16 protein-coding genes, 1 tRNA gene and 1 pseudogene are annotated in these 16,296 nt (G+C 52.8%); 4 read left to right on the forward strand and 14 right to left on the reverse strand.

Translation table 11 applies throughout. The features are described 5' to 3' along the window. The first annotated feature begins 3 nt into the window (after positions 1-3). From ACZM8Y_RS06450 to ACZM8Y_RS06460, 3 genes and pseudogenes are all read left to right on the forward strand, one after another. Positions 4-282 carry a hypothetical protein gene (locus ACZM8Y_RS06450; RefSeq protein ID WP_489501676.1) on the forward strand — a complete coding sequence of 93 codons (279 nt, stop codon included), beginning with the start codon at positions 4-6 and terminating at the stop codon, positions 280-282. Between the two features lie 437 nt (positions 283-719). Next, the gene (locus ACZM8Y_RS06455; protein ID WP_479858983.1) at positions 720-869 is read left to right on the forward strand and encodes a transposase; all 150 of its coding nucleotides are present in this window, start codon (positions 720-722) and stop codon (positions 867-869) included. A 698-nt stretch (positions 870-1,567) separates the two neighbouring features. Continuing rightward, positions 1,568-1,833: pseudogene (locus ACZM8Y_RS06460) on the forward strand (P-loop NTPase family protein); the annotation flags it as partial. Between the two features lie 402 nt (positions 1,834-2,235). Here the strand turns inward: ACZM8Y_RS06460 and ACZM8Y_RS06465 are convergent. The 10 genes from ACZM8Y_RS06465 to ACZM8Y_RS06510 all read right to left on the reverse strand — a co-directional run bounded on the left by ACZM8Y_RS06465 (position 2,236) and on the right by ACZM8Y_RS06510 (position 12,380). Continuing rightward, on the reverse strand, positions 2,236-3,618 hold the full coding sequence (locus ACZM8Y_RS06465) for an outer membrane homotrimeric porin (RefSeq protein ID WP_482330313.1): 1,383 nt from the start codon (positions 3,616-3,618) through the stop codon (positions 2,236-2,238). A gap of 137 nt (positions 3,619-3,755) precedes the next feature. Beyond that, positions 3,756-4,496: a class I SAM-dependent methyltransferase gene (locus ACZM8Y_RS06470; RefSeq protein ID WP_482330301.1), complete on the reverse strand. Its 741-nt coding sequence runs from the start codon at positions 4,494-4,496 to the stop codon at positions 3,756-3,758. A 9-nt stretch (positions 4,497-4,505) separates the two neighbouring features. After that, positions 4,506-5,297: an ABC transporter ATP-binding protein gene (locus tag ACZM8Y_RS06475; protein ID WP_482330300.1), complete on the reverse strand. Its 792-nt coding sequence runs from the start codon at positions 5,295-5,297 to the stop codon at positions 4,506-4,508. Continuing rightward, positions 5,288-6,094 carry an ABC transporter ATP-binding protein gene (locus ACZM8Y_RS06480; RefSeq protein WP_482330299.1) on the reverse strand — a complete coding sequence of 269 codons (807 nt, stop codon included), beginning with the start codon at positions 6,092-6,094 and terminating at the stop codon, positions 5,288-5,290. The genes ACZM8Y_RS06475 and ACZM8Y_RS06480 overlap by 10 nt, the downstream gene beginning before the upstream one ends. Beyond that, entirely contained in the window at positions 6,091-6,930 is an 840-nt protein-coding gene (gene opp1C, locus ACZM8Y_RS06485; RefSeq protein WP_482330298.1) for a nickel/cobalt ABC transporter permease, read from the reverse strand. The genes ACZM8Y_RS06480 and opp1C overlap by 4 nt, the downstream gene beginning before the upstream one ends. Before the next feature lies 1 nt (position 6,931). Beyond that, positions 6,932-7,861 (reverse strand): nickel/cobalt ABC transporter permease, encoded by a 930-nt coding sequence (opp1B, locus tag ACZM8Y_RS06490; protein WP_308770473.1) that lies wholly within the window; start codon positions 7,859-7,861, stop codon positions 6,932-6,934. Positions 7,862-8,032: 171 nt separating this feature from the next. Then, positions 8,033-9,613: a nickel ABC transporter substrate-binding protein gene (gene nikA, locus ACZM8Y_RS06495; protein ID WP_482330297.1), complete on the reverse strand. Its 1,581-nt coding sequence runs from the start codon at positions 9,611-9,613 to the stop codon at positions 8,033-8,035. Between the two features lie 725 nt (positions 9,614-10,338). Beyond that, positions 10,339-11,079 carry a class I SAM-dependent methyltransferase gene (locus ACZM8Y_RS06500; RefSeq protein WP_482330296.1) on the reverse strand — a complete coding sequence of 247 codons (741 nt, stop codon included), beginning with the start codon at positions 11,077-11,079 and terminating at the stop codon, positions 10,339-10,341. Between the two features lie 354 nt (positions 11,080-11,433). Then, complete coding sequence (locus tag ACZM8Y_RS06505) at positions 11,434-11,844, reverse strand: class I SAM-dependent methyltransferase (RefSeq protein ID WP_482330295.1); 411 nt, start codon at positions 11,842-11,844, stop codon at positions 11,434-11,436. After that, positions 11,841-12,380, reverse strand: coding sequence for an ABC transporter ATP-binding protein (locus tag ACZM8Y_RS06510; RefSeq protein ID WP_482330312.1), 540 nt, complete (start codon positions 12,378-12,380; stop codon positions 11,841-11,843). Before ACZM8Y_RS06510 ends, ACZM8Y_RS06505 begins: the two co-directional genes overlap by 4 nt. 120 nt (positions 12,381-12,500) lie before the next feature. Here ACZM8Y_RS06510 and ACZM8Y_RS06515 point away from each other — a divergent pair, with 120 nt between their 5' ends. Next, entirely contained in the window at positions 12,501-12,629 is a 129-nt protein-coding gene (locus ACZM8Y_RS06515) for a hypothetical protein (RefSeq protein WP_482330294.1), read from the forward strand. A gap of 328 nt (positions 12,630-12,957) precedes the next feature. Here the strand turns inward: ACZM8Y_RS06515 and ACZM8Y_RS06520 are convergent. The 4 genes from ACZM8Y_RS06520 to sctT form a co-directional block, all read right to left on the reverse strand. After that, positions 12,958-13,034: transfer RNA gene (locus ACZM8Y_RS06520), tRNA-Arg, on the reverse strand. A 40-nt stretch (positions 13,035-13,074) separates the two neighbouring features. Beyond that, on the reverse strand, positions 13,075-14,427 hold the full coding sequence (locus ACZM8Y_RS06525; RefSeq protein ID WP_482330293.1) for a sigma-54 interaction domain-containing protein: 1,353 nt from the start codon (positions 14,425-14,427) through the stop codon (positions 13,075-13,077). Further along, positions 14,424-15,464: a type III secretion system export apparatus subunit SctU gene (sctU, locus tag ACZM8Y_RS06530; protein WP_482330292.1), complete on the reverse strand. Its 1,041-nt coding sequence runs from the start codon at positions 15,462-15,464 to the stop codon at positions 14,424-14,426. Before sctU ends, ACZM8Y_RS06525 begins: the two co-directional genes overlap by 4 nt. After that, positions 15,461-16,282, reverse strand: coding sequence for a type III secretion system export apparatus subunit SctT (sctT, locus tag ACZM8Y_RS06535; protein ID WP_302553747.1), 822 nt, complete (start codon positions 16,280-16,282; stop codon positions 15,461-15,463). The genes sctU and sctT overlap by 4 nt, the downstream gene beginning before the upstream one ends. Positions 16,283-16,296: the final 14 nt, after the last annotated feature.

A 16,296-nucleotide genomic window follows, 5' to 3' on the forward strand; every position in this document is an offset into this window, starting at 1 on the left:
CTGATGACGCCACAGGAATATCAGAGCCACAACAACTACGGAGTTGAAGATCCATCCGAAAACAAAGTTAGGAATCCCATACCAGGAAGGCTCATACTCGGTGTTGTAGAAAAAGGGAAAAGGGAGCATGATAAAAACATAAAAGAACATAAAGATGTAAAACCACTTCTTCTCAAAAGCATTACTGAACGGACTCATGCATACCTCCTCGTTAGAGAGCGTATCAGACGCTTATCACAATTAAAATACCTCATTTTATGTAACATATCAATAAAATTATAATGACTCTTTGCCAAGATATTCTTTTCACATTTTAGTGTTTCCGACCAGAATGCTTTCCTTAGATTCAGGCAGAAGCCATAAATTGTTATATCCTGAGACAAAAAGCATCAATATATTTTAAATTCAAAGAATAAATTGATAATTAACCTATATCTGTTTATTAAATAGAAAAATAATATTTTATTAGAGCTTGTTTATATATTTCAAGAATACCAAAAATAATTTCAGATCGGTTAAACCACTGCTTCCTGCGGTGTAGCTCGACAAGGTTCAACCGTATCGGGGTTGAGATAAGGCTGTAAATAAAAAGGCTTAAACCACAGCATTCCCACCGAGTGGATACCAAGGAATGAGCCTATGCATGAATGGAACAAACGGTTCCATGTGACGTGGTACTGCCTGTATCACGTCGTCTTCATTCCAACATATTGTAAAAAGTGCTATTTGGAAGAATTCGAGCAGAAAGAGGAAGTCTGTTTCGAGAATTGTGCAATCAGTTTGGCATAAAGTTGGTGGAAGGGCATGTGATGTCCGATTATATCCATATGAGCTTGAGTACCTCCCAAGATATGGAGTGGCACAGGTGATAGGATGTCTAAAAGGAAAATCTGCTATTTTGATCCATAAACGCTGCCTTGGACGAGAGAAAATCTTGCCGGGTATTACTTTAGGGCGCGAGGTCTCTGTGTGGGCACGGTAGGCTTTGACGAAGCGACAGTGCGAGCATACATACGTAACCAAGAAGAGTACGAAAATATGAGGATCAATATCTATTAGCTAGGGAATAACCTTTTAACTGTTCGGTGAGTCCCCCCTCAGAGGGGGCTATAGCCATATCACCTCCTCTAGGGATGGTAACTGATTATCCTGAAAACATTCAATTGCCAAAGCAACTACAAGAGTACTTTTTCTTATATAATGAGTATGGTAAACGTACGAAGTCCCTGCGGCTTGATCGCGCAGTGGAGCATCTTCGGAGTTTTTACGATTACATAGATAGGGAAACAGCTGTAGTGAGGCGGGGATTCGGATCAGGGACTGGTGCGTTCGAGCGTCCCCGCAGGCTCTCAGGTTCGCAGGAATTTTCCATCTATGCGAAAATGATGGTCCTTCAGAAGATTTGATCTCCGAACGCGAAATGGACATGGTGTTCGCTTCACACTGGTTGCGTATGAGCATGTGAAAGCGAGTGTGCTTTTCGACGCGGATCGGGAGACGAAGTTGTGGATTCTCAAAATTGCGGAATGGTGTTGCGCCGGTAACCGGGCTACTAGGATTGCGAAGAGGATGCTGCTTCGACAGCAACCTTATATGGAAGCACTAGGGGCTTTCGACCTAAATGAAATCGGCATCCTGTTCACCGAAAATATTGAAAATCTCATCTGCCTCGTGGAATTCGACTGCGGCGAGGATGCCAAAATCGCCCTTTTGGGTGTGCCTGAAGGAGATGATGAGCCTGAAAAATATCCATATTTCTTCAACAGTGCCAGTGTTATGATTTTGAGCAAGATCGATCTGCTTTCCTATCTGGACTTCGATGCAGAGGCGGCATACGGTATGTTCATGCCTCAACACCGATTTGCCTATTTTTAAAGGCTGTGTCATAGAAACTGGTTGATGCTTTTTCTTTAAAGTTCCAAAGGAATAGCCAACAAAATGCCTTAGCTATAGATTCCGCCAACGGAAAAATTAGATACAAAAGCCGTATTTTCACCGTACTATAGACATAAAACAACCACATACTATGACAGAGCCTTTTTAAACTGTCCTGTCGTACGGGAGAAGGATTCAATGAATGGTATGATTGGATCCGTCAGGCTGTCCGTGCCAAACGCAGCGCATCAGCCAAATAAAAGGATATTCTTTATCTGAACATTGAACATCTTTTTGTCTGAAAAGGTATGCACGGCACTCAATACGCATGCATACCTTTTCATTTTAGGAAGGTTGGAGCTAGAATTTGTAGGTTACGCTAAAAGCTGCCTGGAAGTTGTTTTCCTTATACAAGTCATTCCAGAGTTCTTTGTCGGCTTCGAGATAGATATATCCAAGCTCAAAGGCGAGAGTAAGCCCCTCATACAGCTTGTATTGGGAATCAAAATTGACTTCCCACAGCTTGTCTTTGGTGGTGAGGTACATATTATTGCCGACAGTGGCCATTGCGTCACGGGCTACCACCCCACTGCGTACCATTTCTGTATTATTCGTGCCTTTAATCATCGCTGCGCGGAATTCGTGGCTTAAGGCTTCAATGAAGGAAATATCCTTCAACTCAGCCATGATACCCCAACTACCGCTGATGTCCGTACCGTTAAACGTGTTTGAGCGGTTATACATCCCGCCATCATATCCAAAAGAGGTTAATGCCACGTCGCTATCAATGACGGGCATGCGTTCGGAACCGTCAAGTGCATTCGCATCATCACCGGAAGCGTACCAGAACGTAAGCCCGGGTGTGGCAAAATCAGTTTTATATTCAGCGGCCAGTGCGGCATACCACCCCGCACGTTTCAGATCTTGATTGCCCATTTTCCCCATGTCCACCTTTCCGTAAATACCATCTACGGCGACCCTGAGCGGGCTGAACAGCGTCATTTCAGCGGAAAGGCCACCCCACCATGCATTGCCATGATTGTCGTGAGAGTCAGCGACAATCTTCTCCGTACCAACAGGAAGCAATCCGCTGGCGACTCCGGTCTTGTTATTGGCACCGGCACCGAAATGAGTGTCCTTGCCGATCGCGCTGTACATTCCGAAGGGGTTCATCCTGATGCCATCAAACTGTACCGGAACCGCTAGCCCGATGACATCCATCGCATCGTGGGAAACAGTACGTTCATCGTTGTCGTACGCACGAACCCAAAAAAGCGTGGCCCCCACGTTTTCAGTGAAATTTCCAGAAAGTGAAAGTCCGGCACCATCGGTCATGAACGCCGCGTACGGCACAGCAAATGTCGCGATGTCGAAGGGCTGAAGGCCCATACGGACTTTTGCGTCCGTCTTCGGAATAACCCAGTCGACATAACTATAACGCACTTTGACGACCTTGCCATCCGTTCCGAGTGCGGCATCATTTGTTCCCCAGTTTTGATGTCCCACTTCAAAAAAGGCGACGCCCTTGAGCGAATCGGAAGCCACGATATCGATCTGCGTGCGTAACCGCGTGGAAGCCTTGAATCTGTCAACAGAAGCATTCGCTGATTTGAGAGGATTACGATCAGCCCAGGAAAAACCGTTTTGCCATTGCCCCTTAATGCTTACGTCAGCGGCCCATGCCCCGCTCGCCATACTTAAAAGAATGCCTGCCGCAAGGAACAGCATCACTGCACGTTTCATCATCACCTCTCCAGCGTTAAAGGTTATATGGTGGGCTCTCCCCCAAGCACAGGGCGCAAGGCGAGAGCCCGGAATAAACGACCCGGAAGGGAAACGGCCCTATCAGGCAAATATCAGAGGGAATGCATAATAAGGCTCTAGCCGGGCTTGCCCGCCGTCAGCCGGAACATGGGGACAGGATTGAATGTCTCGTCGACTTCCGCGTAAATCCTGTCGCTTATCTGGGTATCGCAACGGATATCGGTGAATCCTATTTCCCCCAGTGTCCTCATGTCCCATTCAGGACGGGGAACGCCGCTGATATCCAGCTGGGCCTTGATCGCATCGCATTCTTTGAGCAATGCGGACTCGATCGCGGCGTGTGCGTTCGGCTGGCTCAGTTTTTCGGTCTGCTGTGCAAAGGAGACGTTACCGTAATCCGCATCAAAATTGATCAGGACGCCGCCGCGACGCAGAACCCGGTACCATTCGGTATACGCGGCCCGTACGTCAGGAAGCGTCCATGTCAGATTTCTGGATAGGACGACGTCAAACCGGGCGGAGGGGAAAGCCAACTGCGCCGCGTTCATCACGTGGAAATCAATGGGCATGCTTTTCTTTTGAGCCGTCTCGCGCGCGGAGTCGATCATCGCAGGGCTCAAGTCAACGCCCGTCACAGCGTGCCCCAGCTCCGTCATCAGGATGGCAAAAAAACCCGTACCCGTACCTGCATCAAGAATTTGCAGGGGGCCCGAAGGGAGAAACGGCTCGATTTCACATAGCCAGAGACGGGATTTTTCGCTGGAAAGTTCATATCGCCGTATAGCACCGAAACCTTGCGCTCTCCGCGACCAATAACGCTCGATGCGTTCGTCAAGCGATTGGGAGGAAAATTTCATGATAGAGCCTCATATTGTTGTGACGTTGGCGTCAGGGGCAAAGGGGATGACCGATTGAAGGAGCCGTTGTGCATATACGCTGGATGCCCTTGCTAAATGTTTCTTCTCCAAGGATTCCACGATGGCTCCTTCATGAAGGAACAGAATGCGATCGCATAAGTAGGTAACCGCCTGAACATCATGCGCGATGAACAGGTAGGTCATGTCCCCTTTCAGCTCCAACAGCAGTTCCAGCACCTGCGCCTGCACGGACACGTCAAGCGAACTGATGGCCTCATCGAATACGATGAAACGGGGCTTGGTCGCTATGGCCCGTGCGATGCACACCCGCTGGAGCTGCCCCCCGCTCAACTCATGGGGGTAGCGGCTCCTCAGCGTCTTCGGGAGCCCAACCCGCTCAAGCAGTTCCGGGATTGCACATGATGTGTCCAGCCGCAGGATATCCAACGGTTCCCTGATAAGTTCCTCCACCGTGAATCTCGGATTGGCGGAGGACGTATAATCTTGGAACACAACGCTCATTTGCCCAGGATGTTCCTTGCTCCAGACCTTAACAGGGAGGCCTTCCAAGATTATCTGTCCGCTGTCCGGCTGTTCCAAGCCAAGGATCAATCTTCCGAGCGTGCTTTTCCCCTCGCCGCTTTCGCCGATAAGCCCTACGGAAGAGCCTTCGGACAGTGTGAGGTTCACGCCCCTGAGGATCGGCTGCCGTTTTTTCTTCCAAAAGCCTCCTGGTACCGGGTAACTTTTGAAGACATTGCGGACTTCAAGCAACGGCGTTTCCCGATATGCTACCGACACTGCATCACCCTCTCGAAGGCTTTGGACAATGTGGATCTCGTGTCCACGAGATAACGGGTATAGGGATGCCGTGGAGCGGAGAACAGCTCCGATCCGCCGTATTCGACGCCTACACCGTCCTTCATGACCAAGACTTCCTGCGCAAGCTGATGGACGACGCCAAGATCATGGGAAACAAAAATCAGGCTGGTGCCGAATTCCTCCCGTATCCAGCGGAATTGTGCCACAACCTCCTGTTGGTTCATGGAGTCCAGCGCTGTTGTTGGCTCATCGGCAATAATGATATCGGGCCGCTGAAGCAGCGCCACCGCGATCATGCACCGCTGCAACATGCCACCGGAAAGCTGATACGGATATTTTTTGAGTACATCCAGCGGGTTGTGGATGTGCATCATTTCCAGAGCCGCAACGATGCGCCCCATGCTCTCTTTTTCCGAAAAAAACGGTGTCGTCGCTCGGAGTGTTTCAAGAAACTGTGCCCCCATGGAGTAAAGAGGATCGAACGCCGTCATCGGTTGCTGGACTATCATGGCAATTCGCTTGCCGCGGATGCCGCGCACGGTTTCCCGGCCTGCCCGCAAAAGGTCGATGCCATCGAAACGTACACTGCCGGAAACCCGCAAAGAAGGAGGCGTCAGCCCCAACAGGGCCAGGCACGTCAGCGACTTGCCGCTGCCGCTTTCCCCAACAACGCCAAGGCAGGTTCCCGGTTCAAGACGAAAATGCACATCCCGTACGAGCAGCGCCCCGGTAAGGGCATCTCGGACGGCCAAACTCTGCACTTCAAGCAAGCTCATGAACGTTCCCTGCCCACGTATTTGGGATCTAAAGCGTCACGCAGGCTGTCGCCTAAAAAATTGAATGCCGCCACAACCAACAGAATAGCCATGCCCGCCGGGATCATTTGCAACGGATACATGGTCATGACCTCCTTCGCCTCATTGAGCATCATGCCCCACTCCGGAGTGGGGGGCTGCACGCCCAGACCGAGGAAAGACAACGCTGAAATCATCAGAATCACGCTCCCCGTATCCAATGTTGTCAGGACAAAGAGTTCGCCGGCCGTGCCGGGCAACAGGTGCCGCATCATGATCCTGATGGATGATCCGCCGGCGACCTTGGCAAACCGGATGTAGTCCTTATCGGAATGCTGCCGGACGATGGACCGGATCATCCGTGCGTACCATGGCCATTTCGCCGCCACATTGGCGATGACCACGTTTTCCAGCCCCGGCCCCATCATGCCCACAATGGCAAGAATCATGACCTCGCTGGGAAAAGACATCATTACGTCGCATATGCGCATAAGCACATCGTCGATACGGTTGCGGAAGAATCCGGCGGCAAGGCCGATGCTCGCCCCCAGCCCGGCGGTTATGGCCATAGTAAGCAGGGACAGAAACACCGTGGCGCGGATGCCGTAAATAAGGCGCGAAAGCACGTCACGCCCAAGCTGATCCGTTCCAAAGGGGTGGTGCCAGCTCCACGGCGCGAATTTGTCCCTGATGTCGATAAGCGTGGGATCGGGCAAGGGAAGCATGGGGGCGAGGAGGCCCAATACAAGGACAACACTCAAGAACCCCATGCAAAGCAGCGCTACTCTGTCTCTTTTCAGACGAATCCACAGGGGCATGCTAGAATTCCTTTCTCAGCCGGGGATCGACAGCAGCGCTCAAGATGTCCACCAATAAGTTGCTGACTACAAAAAGAACGGCCATAATGAGTACATAGGCTTGGATGACGGGCAAATCACGGTTGAAGATCGCGGTCACGCAAAGCCTTCCGATACCGGGCCACGCGAAGATGCTTTCCACGACAAAAGTTCCGGCTATAAGCTTCGGCAGCGACATCCCCAATGCCGTCAGCGAAGCCTGAAGTGAATTCTTGAGCATATGGCGGGTGATCGCGCGCTCGGACAAACCGCGCATCCGTGCGTAGAGAATATAGTTTTCCTGCTTATTCTGAATCATGTTGGCACGGATGAGCCGCGTATAGGTGGCGATATATGCAAGAGACAACGTGGCCGCAGGCAAAAGGACGGAGCTGGGGCCGTCCATCCCGCTCGTCGGAACGAGATCAAGTTTGACGGCAAACAGCCACATGAGGAGAAGCCCGGCCCAGAAACTGGGCATGGCCGTGCCAAGAAAGACACAGCCCCGGATGAGCCGGTCGAGAAAGGTTCCTTCATACAACGCACAGACGATCCCGGCGGAGAGGCTGCACACAAGCGTCAGGCACAGAGCTGCCCCGGCAAGGACGAGGGTCGCGGGCAGCGCCTTTTGGATTTCGCCAAGCACGGGTTTGTCGTCTACATAACGGTTGCCGAAATCCCCATGTAAGGAATTGTTCAGCCAAGTCACATAACGCGTCAAAAAGGGTTTATCCAAACCGAGCTTCGCACGGGTTTCGGCAAGCACCTCTTCAGTGGGAGTGACTTCATTGACACGCACGGCCACTTCCGCCGGGTCGCTGGGGCTCAGAGTGATCAGCACGAAAGACAGAAACGAAATCCCAATAAGGATAGGGATGAGGTTGAGCAGGCGGCGAAAAAGATAACTCCCCATGCGAAGCTCCTTAGGCATTGCAGCGGTTCGGGAGATGCGCCTCCCGAACCAGTCCGCTAGACCGTGTCGTCGATTAGATATAATCTATTGAAATCATTTAACTGTTTTTAAATCGCAAAAGTTATTGCTTTCAATAATTTCAAATAGTTATAGATGGAATGACGACACGGCCTAGAACGACATCCTTTCAAAGGGAATTTCATATTGGGAGGTGCTGAACGTAACCCCCTTGAGAGCCGGGACATGTACGGCCTTGGTACGCGAATAGCTCAGAGGCACATACACGCTTTGCTCATGGATATATGTCAGCAATTCCTTGTAGGTATTCTTACGGATATCCTCATTCGACTCGATCATAAGCGCGGTGATCGTCTTATCCAGCCACTCCTTGCGTTCCAAGCCGACCTGCGCTTGATAATCCCCGTGAGCGGGAATGCGCCAAGAAGACAGATAGGACTGCGGATCATACGGCGTCCCCCACGACAGGGAGTATTGCAGGTCGAATTCGCCAGTACGCTGCCGATCCAGAAACGCCTGCTTTTCCTCGCCCACAATCTTGAGTTCCACGCCGATCTTCTTAAGATCGTTCTGCATGTATTCGCTGATGGTCCGTTCCTGTGCGTTGTTGGAATTATAGTAGATGGTGACGACGCACTTTTTGCCGTCCTTGTAACGGTATCCGTCCTTGCCCATGCTCCAGCCAGCCTTTTCCATCAGTTCATTGGCTTTCACGACATCATGGGAGCGTACCGGGAGAGCAACGTCGCAATAGGGAACGGTCTTGGCCATCAACGTGTCGGCTATCGTTTCCGAACCGTTGAGTATGCCGTCGACGATGGCCTTCTTATCGATGGCGTACTGGAATGCTTCGCGTACATTGATATCTTTGGTAATCGGCTGGTGTGCGTTTAGAAGGATGGCCCGTGAGGCGATGGGGGCGCTGATCTCCGTCTTGTACTTGCCTTCCTTTTGCAATGCAGCAAACGTATCGAGGTTCAGCATGTCACCGTCAGAGCCGAAGATCAGATCGATTTCCCCCTTTTGGAGTGCAAGCAGAATAGTCTGATGATCCGGCATAACCTTCCAGCGTACGCGCTCCAGAGCCGGCTTAGGTCCCCAATAGCGTTCATTTCGCGTGAACACGGCATACTGCTTGTCCTTGTGTTCGGTCAGAACCCACGGCCCTGTGCCGACATAGCCGGACACGCCGTTCTTGGTTTCACCATCAATGAAACACTTTGGAGAAATGAAACGGAAAGGCCGGGTCAGCCCCAGCTCTACCAGCGTGGGGTAGTAGGGATGCTTGAGCACCAGCTTGTAGGTATATTCGTCAACGACCTCATTGCGGTCGATTTCGTTGACCATATCCAACCACGCGTGCCGGGGAAGGTTGCTCACGATAGCGTCCATATTCGCTTTAACGGCCTCGGCGTTGAAAGGCGTTCCATCCGTAAAGGTGACGTCTTTCCGAAGATGGAAGGTGTATTCCTTCCCATCGGGAGATATTTCCCAGCTTTCCGCGAGCCAAGGCTTGACGCCTTCCGTCGTATTCACGACCAATGGTTCAAACACCATGTTTTGCGCCGCCATCTCCCCGGAATACAAATGAGGATTGATATTTCGAATATCCTTCGTACTTGCATACGCCAGTTCCGTACGAGGCGCTTCGGCTTTGGAGGCGGGTTCCTCCTGCGAGCACCCCGCAAGCCCCAAGAGTGCGATGATAACGACGAACAGCTTTTTCACAGCCATGACTTCTCTCCGTTAACAATTTGAACTATAAATCTTTTTTGTACCGCTTCCACACTGGATAGCACCCTTGAGGACGTCAATCCCATCTGACGATGTACATCAAGGTAATATTTTTTTTTATTTCGTAACACCAAAAGGGAATATAGGCAATGATTACCGAAGAAGGCAGGATAGCGAGCTGCGTTTTTAACCAGAGTCCCTGCCCCTACCGAATAAAGTCAGCCTCTACAGGGTAATATCCCCTGCTCTGGGAACAGGCTATTCTGCTTTTTTCTGTACCAGTAAGGCCAGTTGCAGTTGTGAACTGCGCTCCCACTCCAAAAGAAAGCTCGGCGCGAGGACAAAGATTTCCAATGGCTGTGCCATAGGAAGCGGTTGATGTTTTCTTGAAATTCCAAAGGAATAACTCATAAAAGGCCCCAATCACGGAGCCCATCAGCGAGAAGATCTAAAAAATCTATATTTTCAGTATATTGTAAAAAAATAAAACAACCAGATGCTATGACAGAGCCTTTCCAATCTATCCGGAAGAGGGAACGGCTTGTTGTTTAGGGTGGCTCTGTCATAGCATGTGGTTGCTTCATCTCAATAGTGCGGTGAAAATACAGCCTTTTCTCTTCGGTTTTTCTCTTGGCGGAATACAGAGCTAAGACATTTTTTCGGTTATCCCTTTGGAACTTCAAGGAAAAAGGCATCAACCATTTTCTATGACACAGCCTTTAGGATTACCCTTCTTTTTGGGCTGAAACCATGAAGCTCTTAATGATGGATATGGGGTGTCCCGTGCCGCCCATGAAATGTTTTCGTTCCACATCAACCGTCACATTGCCCGCTCCCAGCCTGAGGAGCGTTTCCACATCCCACTGCGGACGATCGACCCTGCTCAAAGGCAGGTTTGCGGCAATGGCGTTGATCGGCGCTGGATCGACGCCGAGCATGAAATCAGGATTGTGTCCGTCCGTATAATCAGGCTGTTTCAGCTCCTCCGCATAGGGGGAGCTGTAAAGGTAGCGGTAATGGTTGCCATCAAAATTGACGAGGCGTCCTCCCGGCCTGAGGACGCGCAGCCACTCGGCGTAGGCCGTTTCCGGAGCTTCAAGGTTCCACGTCAGATTGCGGGACACGATCAGATCGAATGCGGCATTCGGGAACGGAAGGGCCTGAGCATCACCCTGCCGCACCGTAAGAGATACGCAGGCTTCGGCTGCGTTTTGGGAAGCACGTTCCAGCATCCCCTCCGTGTAGTCGAAGGCGACTACGGAATGTCCCAGCCGAGCCAGCAGAATGGAAAAGAACCCCGGCCCGCATCCTATATCCAAAACCTCCAGCCTACCGGACTCGGGGAGAAACGGGCGCAGGCTTTCCAGCCAAACCGTTTCCGCATGTTGCAGATCGTATGCGGTCTTCAGGGAATACCCTTCCGCCCGCGTATTCCAGTAACGCCGTATCGCTTCCAATTCCGTCATATAATTCTCCCTGTTTGATTCCCCTCACGAGGAACATTGGAGTATGGGTATACCGAATCCGGTAATAGATGTTCATGATATCCGGAGGCAACGCCGTCCTGACGAACACATCCCGACAGCCCAGCCGTTCGAGACACGTCTTGTCCCATGCCGGACGTTGTTCACGGCTGAGGGGGAGCTGCGGGATCAGCTCGTCCAAGCCGGATCCCCATGTTCATCTTCGACGGCATACCCCATGTCACGCAGCTTTTGAGCGTCTTCCGCGTACAGCCGGGCAAGCTCCATATCGAATAGATGTACATGCCGATTGGCGTCGAAATTGAGCAGGACGCCGCCGGTCTTAAGGACACGCAGTCATTCCGCGTACGCCCTGCCCAGATGCTCCAGATTCCACGTGAGGTTGCAACTCAAAACGACATCGAAGGCATTATCCCCGAATGTCAAATGCTGAGCATCCATTTTGAGAAAACGCGCCCTTGCCTCCACGGAATATTTTTTGAAATTTTGCCGGGCACATTCCATCATAGCCCCGCTGTAGTCCACCCCCGTCTCATGCCCACGGCGCGCCATGAGTATGGAAAAAAAGCCGGGACCACATCCTATGTCGAGGATGCGGAGAGGATGGCTCCACGGAAGCTGTTCTGCAACCAGCTCATCCCATACCTTGGCCTGAATATTCTCAAGTTCATCGGCGTTGACGGCAGCATAGGCAGCAACTCTTCCCGACCAATAGATCCGAATCGCTTCCAGATGGCTCCTGCTCACAACGGCCTCACGGGGATAACATTCAAAAAGCCGGGGAGCGTCCGTTCGACGCTCGCTTCCACGTCGTAGACGTCGCCGAGCAAGTATGAAAGCAGCACGCGTTCCGCCGTATCGAACGCCTTAATCCGCCCTTCATGAAGCATCAGCAAGCGACTGCTGCATCGCGACGCCAACATGAGGTCATGTACAACAAAAAGTGTAATCGCTCCATTTTCCTGCGTATACTTCCGGGCCAAATCCATAACGACAAGCTGATGGCGTAGATCAAGCGCACTTGTAGGTTCGTCCAGCAGCAAGACCTTGGGACGCGATACAAACGCCTGCGCCATGAACACAAGCTGTTTCTGACCGCCGCTCAAGCTGCATACCGGTTTTCGACTCAGGCTATCAAGCCCAAGCTCAACCAGTGTGTTCATCACCTTTTCGATCTGTTCATCGGTCACTTTCCACCTGAGGCCTTTGACCAAGCCGAGGAGAACCATCTCAAAGGCCGTCAAACGGCTGATGACGGATTCAAGTTGCGGAACATAGGCGATATTCCGATCAGAAAAGAGATTCCCCTCGTCGCCGTCTCATGCCAGCCGCGTCATTGAAACGTTTCCATAGCTTGCCCCGGCACTGTTCGGACTGCTCGAAGATGCTTTAAGGAGGAACGCATGACGGATACCTGCCGGCTGTGCCGCCTTGGGCTTTTGACGAGGATGCCGCTGTACCTTGGAAAACATATCGAGTGGGACTACGGAACTGCCCGCCAGTGCCGTTTGTCCCGCTTCATAACCAGATAGAAAGGAAAAGATATGAATCTCGGAAAATGGATACCCGTGGTGATTGCCATTCTGACCGCCATAGCGGATGAGATGGACGAATAGAATTGGCTGAAGGGTATCCGGTTTTCCCGGATCCCCTTGCCTCTGCTAAAGAAAATTTTTTCAGGTTCATTTTTCCAAAAAGCAGTAAACAGGTTTTGACAGAGCAAAAACGTCGAAGGATTTATCAGGAGCGCTATCAAGCGATAGCTCTTTGTAGCGGGAAGGTTGGAAACAGGGTTGAAAATGCTTTTTGAGGTATGAAAAAAGGACTTGGATTTTTACATCCAAGTCCTTAATTTCATTCTGGTGCGCCCGACAAGAATCGAACTTGTGGCCTACAGCTTAGGAGGCTGTCGCTCTATCCAACTGAGCTACGAGCGCGTTGTGGACGTGTTGTTTTAGGTGTTCAGGCAGGTGAATGTCAAGCCCTGCCGCTGTCGTGGGGAATTTCTTTATCGCTGATGTCCATGCGCAGGAGTTTTTTTCGGAGCCCTTCCCGTGTGATGCCGAGCAGTTCCGCGGCCTTGCTTTTGTTGCCGTCGGTTTTGTCCAGTGCTTCAAGGATAAGTTTGCGCTCCATTTCCTGAAGGTTATAGTTCTGCACTATTGGCATCTTCGCTTTTGGGGCGGCCGCCCCTTCCCGGCTGGTGAGGGGTTCCGTCCCAAGAAGGCGGCACCTGGCTTCCTCCGGCACGATGCGCGTGGAAAGATCGGAAAGCTCCACACGGTTGCCGATCGTCAGGGAAGCGGCGCGTTCCATTTCGTTATTCAATTCGCGCACATTGCCCGGCCAGCCGTATTGCAGAAGCTGCCTGCATACGGCGGGGGAGAGCGAAAGCCGGGGCCGTCCCATGTATGCACAGTGGCGCTCAAGAAAAAGCTGCGCCAACAAAAGGATGTCATCCCCGCGATCCCGCAGGGGAGGAATCCTGATTTCCGCCACGTTGATGCGGTAATAGAGATCCTCCCGGAATTTGCCTTTGCGCACCGCCTCCTCCAGATTGACGTTGGTGGCGGCAATGAGTTTGATGTCCACGCTCACGGGTTTGGAACTGCCCACGCGCAGGACTTCGCGCTCCTCCAAAACCCGCAGCAGCTTGGCCTGATTGGGCAAGGTCATGTCCGCCAGCTCATCAAGAAAGAGCGTGCCCCCCGAAGCTTCCTCGATGAGCCCCTTGCGTGCGTTGACGCCGGTGGCGACGCCTTTTTCGATGCCGAACATCTCGCTTTCAAACAGCGAGTCGGGGATGGCCGTGCAGTTGACCGCCACGAACGGCCCTTCGCGCCGGGGCGAGTTGAAATGGATCGCCTTGGCGATGACTTCTTTCCCAGCCCCGGTGGGGCCGAGGATAAGCGTATTGATGGGGCGGCGGGCGATGGTCAGGGCAAGCTGAATGACCTTCCGCATGGCCTCGCATTGGCCCACGATCTTCTTGGTCTGGTAGTTTTCCTGAATGGTCCGCATCAGATGCGTGTTGCGCTCGGCGAGGAGCCTGTGCGCTTCCTCCAGCTCGGCATTGCGGGTTTTCAGATCTTCAATGAGCTGCGAGCGGTGGTACTCCCGGCTTTCCACCTTGACCAGCATCATGCCGAAGGCTTCCGCGAGCCGGACATAATTCTTTGGGCCCGCGCCTTCCTTGGTAAGGGCGAACAGCCTGTCTTCGCTGGCGGGGCGGCCCCAGGCCAGATCGTCGCAAAGGTTGATCAGGGTATCCAGAAACGCCTGTTCGGAGAGAGGTTCTTGCTTCACGTTCGTTTCCTGTGCGTTCGTCATTGCCGCTGGAGGGACTGCACCCAGCGCAGCACTTCGGCCACCGGGCCAATGAGATCCTTGGGGATGTAGGCGTTTTCCGTCCCGTTTTCAAAAAGGCTGCGGGCCAGCGGCACATTCCGCATGATCGGGATGCCTTCTTCCTGCGCCACCCGTATCATGCGCTGGGCAAGGAACCCTTCGCCCTTGGCAAGGATAACCGGGAGCGGCGTCCTGTCCTTTTCGTAGTCCAACGCCACGGCGTAATGGGTCGGGTTGGTCACGAGCACCTTCGCTTTGCGCACGTTGCCCAGCGCGTTTTGGGAGATCATTTCCTGATGGAGCTGTTTGCGCTTGCCCTTCACCTGCGGGTCGCCCTCCATCTCCTTGTACTCCCGTTTGACTTCATCTTTCGACATCATATGGTTCTTGGCGTACTGCCATTTCTGGAAAAGATAGTCCGCGGCGGCGATGACGCAGAAGACGCCCGCAGCCATGAGCAGCAGATCCTTGAGCGCCAATCCCAGAACTTCCCACAGCGTCCAGATTGTCCCCCGCTGGATGGCGAACAGCGTCGGCAGGTGATCCCGCATGACAACCCAGACCGTGACGCCGAGCACCGTCACCTTGATGATGTTCTTGAGGAACTCCACAAGGTTCCTCATGGAGAAAACCTTCTGGAACCATTTGGACGGGCTTATGTTTTCGAGCTTGGGCATGGCCCCCTTGAAGGCGAACAGTATGCCGACCTGTCCGAGGTTGGCGACGAGGGCCACGGCCATGACGAGGCCGACGAGCGGGGCGACGATGGAAACGGCTATGTGGAATGTGGCTTCGGCGGCGCGCGGCGCGGCCTCGGCGTAGGGCGTGGACAGCAGTTTCATGGGCAGTTCCATCATCGCCAGCAGCGATTCCAGCAACTGCCGCCCCATCACGACTATATAGATGGACAAGGCGAGCACGGTCAGGGCCGAGGGCACGTCCTGGCTCTTGCACACATCCCCTTTTTCGCGCGATTCGCGGAGGCGTTTCGGTGTGGGCTGTTCGGTTTTGTCGCTCACGGCAACAGCCTCCTGAGCTGCTCGAAATCAGCCTTGATCCCATCGAACAAGCCTGTCGCGTTCGACAGCAGCATCATGAAATAGAACAGCATCAGAAAAGCAGCGACGCCGCTCTTGATGGGCATGGCAAGCACATACACGTTGAGCTGCGAAGCGAAGCGGTTGATGAGCCCAAGGGAAACGTCGGTGAGCAGGCAGGCCACCACGATGGGGCCGGAGAGCAGAAGCATCATGAGCAGGAGCCAGCTCACGCGCCCGGCAAAGAACAACGGCAGGTTGATGTCCTGAAACACGCTGAGCGGGATGAGCTGCGTGACCGGCCAGATTTCGTAAGAGGCGTAAACCACGCCAAGCAGGGCGAGGAAGGCCCCGGTGGAAAAAAACAGGTAGACGGCGCTTTGGAAAAAGAACGATCCGAGCGGCGAAGTCTGCTCGCCGGACAGCGGATCGGCCCCTTCCGCCATGGACGCGCCGCGCTGGTTGTCGATGAAGAAGCCCGCACACTGGATGGTCCAAAACAGCATGCCGGACAGGTAACCGAGAAGCATCCCGATGAGCGTTTCCTTGACGAGGATGGTTCCGTACAAGGCGAACGTGGAGAGGGAAAGCCCCTGCGTTTCGGGGAGGCCGGCGACGATGGCGGGATGCAGTACAAGGTAACAGGCAAAAACTACAGTCGTCCGCAATTGCCCCGTGAGGATGTTCCCGCCCATGAACGGGGCCACCTGCACGAGCATGAACAGCCGGGGCATCCCCACTAGCAGCGCCAGCAGTTGCTCGAAAAGGTGCAGTTCGTTGAACAGTGCCTGATAATCCAAATGAAGCCTCCGTG

The organism is Bilophila sp., assembly GCF_057864385.1.

Excerpts from the sequence above, each read along its gene's own strand:
- ACZM8Y_RS06500 (WP_482330296.1), bottom strand. The coding sequence starts at position 11,079 with ATGACGGAATTGGAAGCGATACGGCGTTACTGGAATACGCGGGCGGAA.
- opp1C (WP_482330298.1), bottom strand. The coding sequence starts at position 6,930 with ATGCCCCTGTGGATTCGTCTGAAAAGAGACAGAGTAGCGCTGCTTTGC.
- ACZM8Y_RS06525 (WP_482330293.1), bottom strand. The coding sequence starts at position 14,427 with ATGACGAACGCACAGGAAACGAACGTGAAGCAAGAACCTCTCTCCGAA.
- nikA (WP_482330297.1), bottom strand. The coding sequence starts at position 9,613 with ATGGCTGTGAAAAAGCTGTTCGTCGTTATCATCGCACTCTTGGGGCTT.
- ACZM8Y_RS06450 (WP_489501676.1), top strand. The coding sequence starts at position 4 with ATGACGCCACAGGAATATCAGAGCCACAACAACTACGGAGTTGAAGAT.
- ACZM8Y_RS06515 (WP_482330294.1), top strand. The coding sequence starts at position 12,501 with ATGACGGATACCTGCCGGCTGTGCCGCCTTGGGCTTTTGACGAGGATG.
- ACZM8Y_RS06470 (WP_482330301.1), bottom strand. The coding sequence starts at position 4,496 with ATGAAATTTTCCTCCCAATCGCTTGACGAACGCATCGAGCGTTATTGG.
- opp1B (WP_308770473.1), bottom strand. The coding sequence starts at position 7,861 with ATGGGGAGTTATCTTTTTCGCCGCCTGCTCAACCTCATCCCTATCCTT.
- ACZM8Y_RS06465 (WP_482330313.1), bottom strand. The coding sequence starts at position 3,618 with ATGAAACGTGCAGTGATGCTGTTCCTTGCGGCAGGCATTCTTTTAAGT.
- ACZM8Y_RS06480 (WP_482330299.1), bottom strand. The coding sequence starts at position 6,094 with ATGAGCTTGCTTGAAGTGCAGAGTTTGGCCGTCCGAGATGCCCTTACC.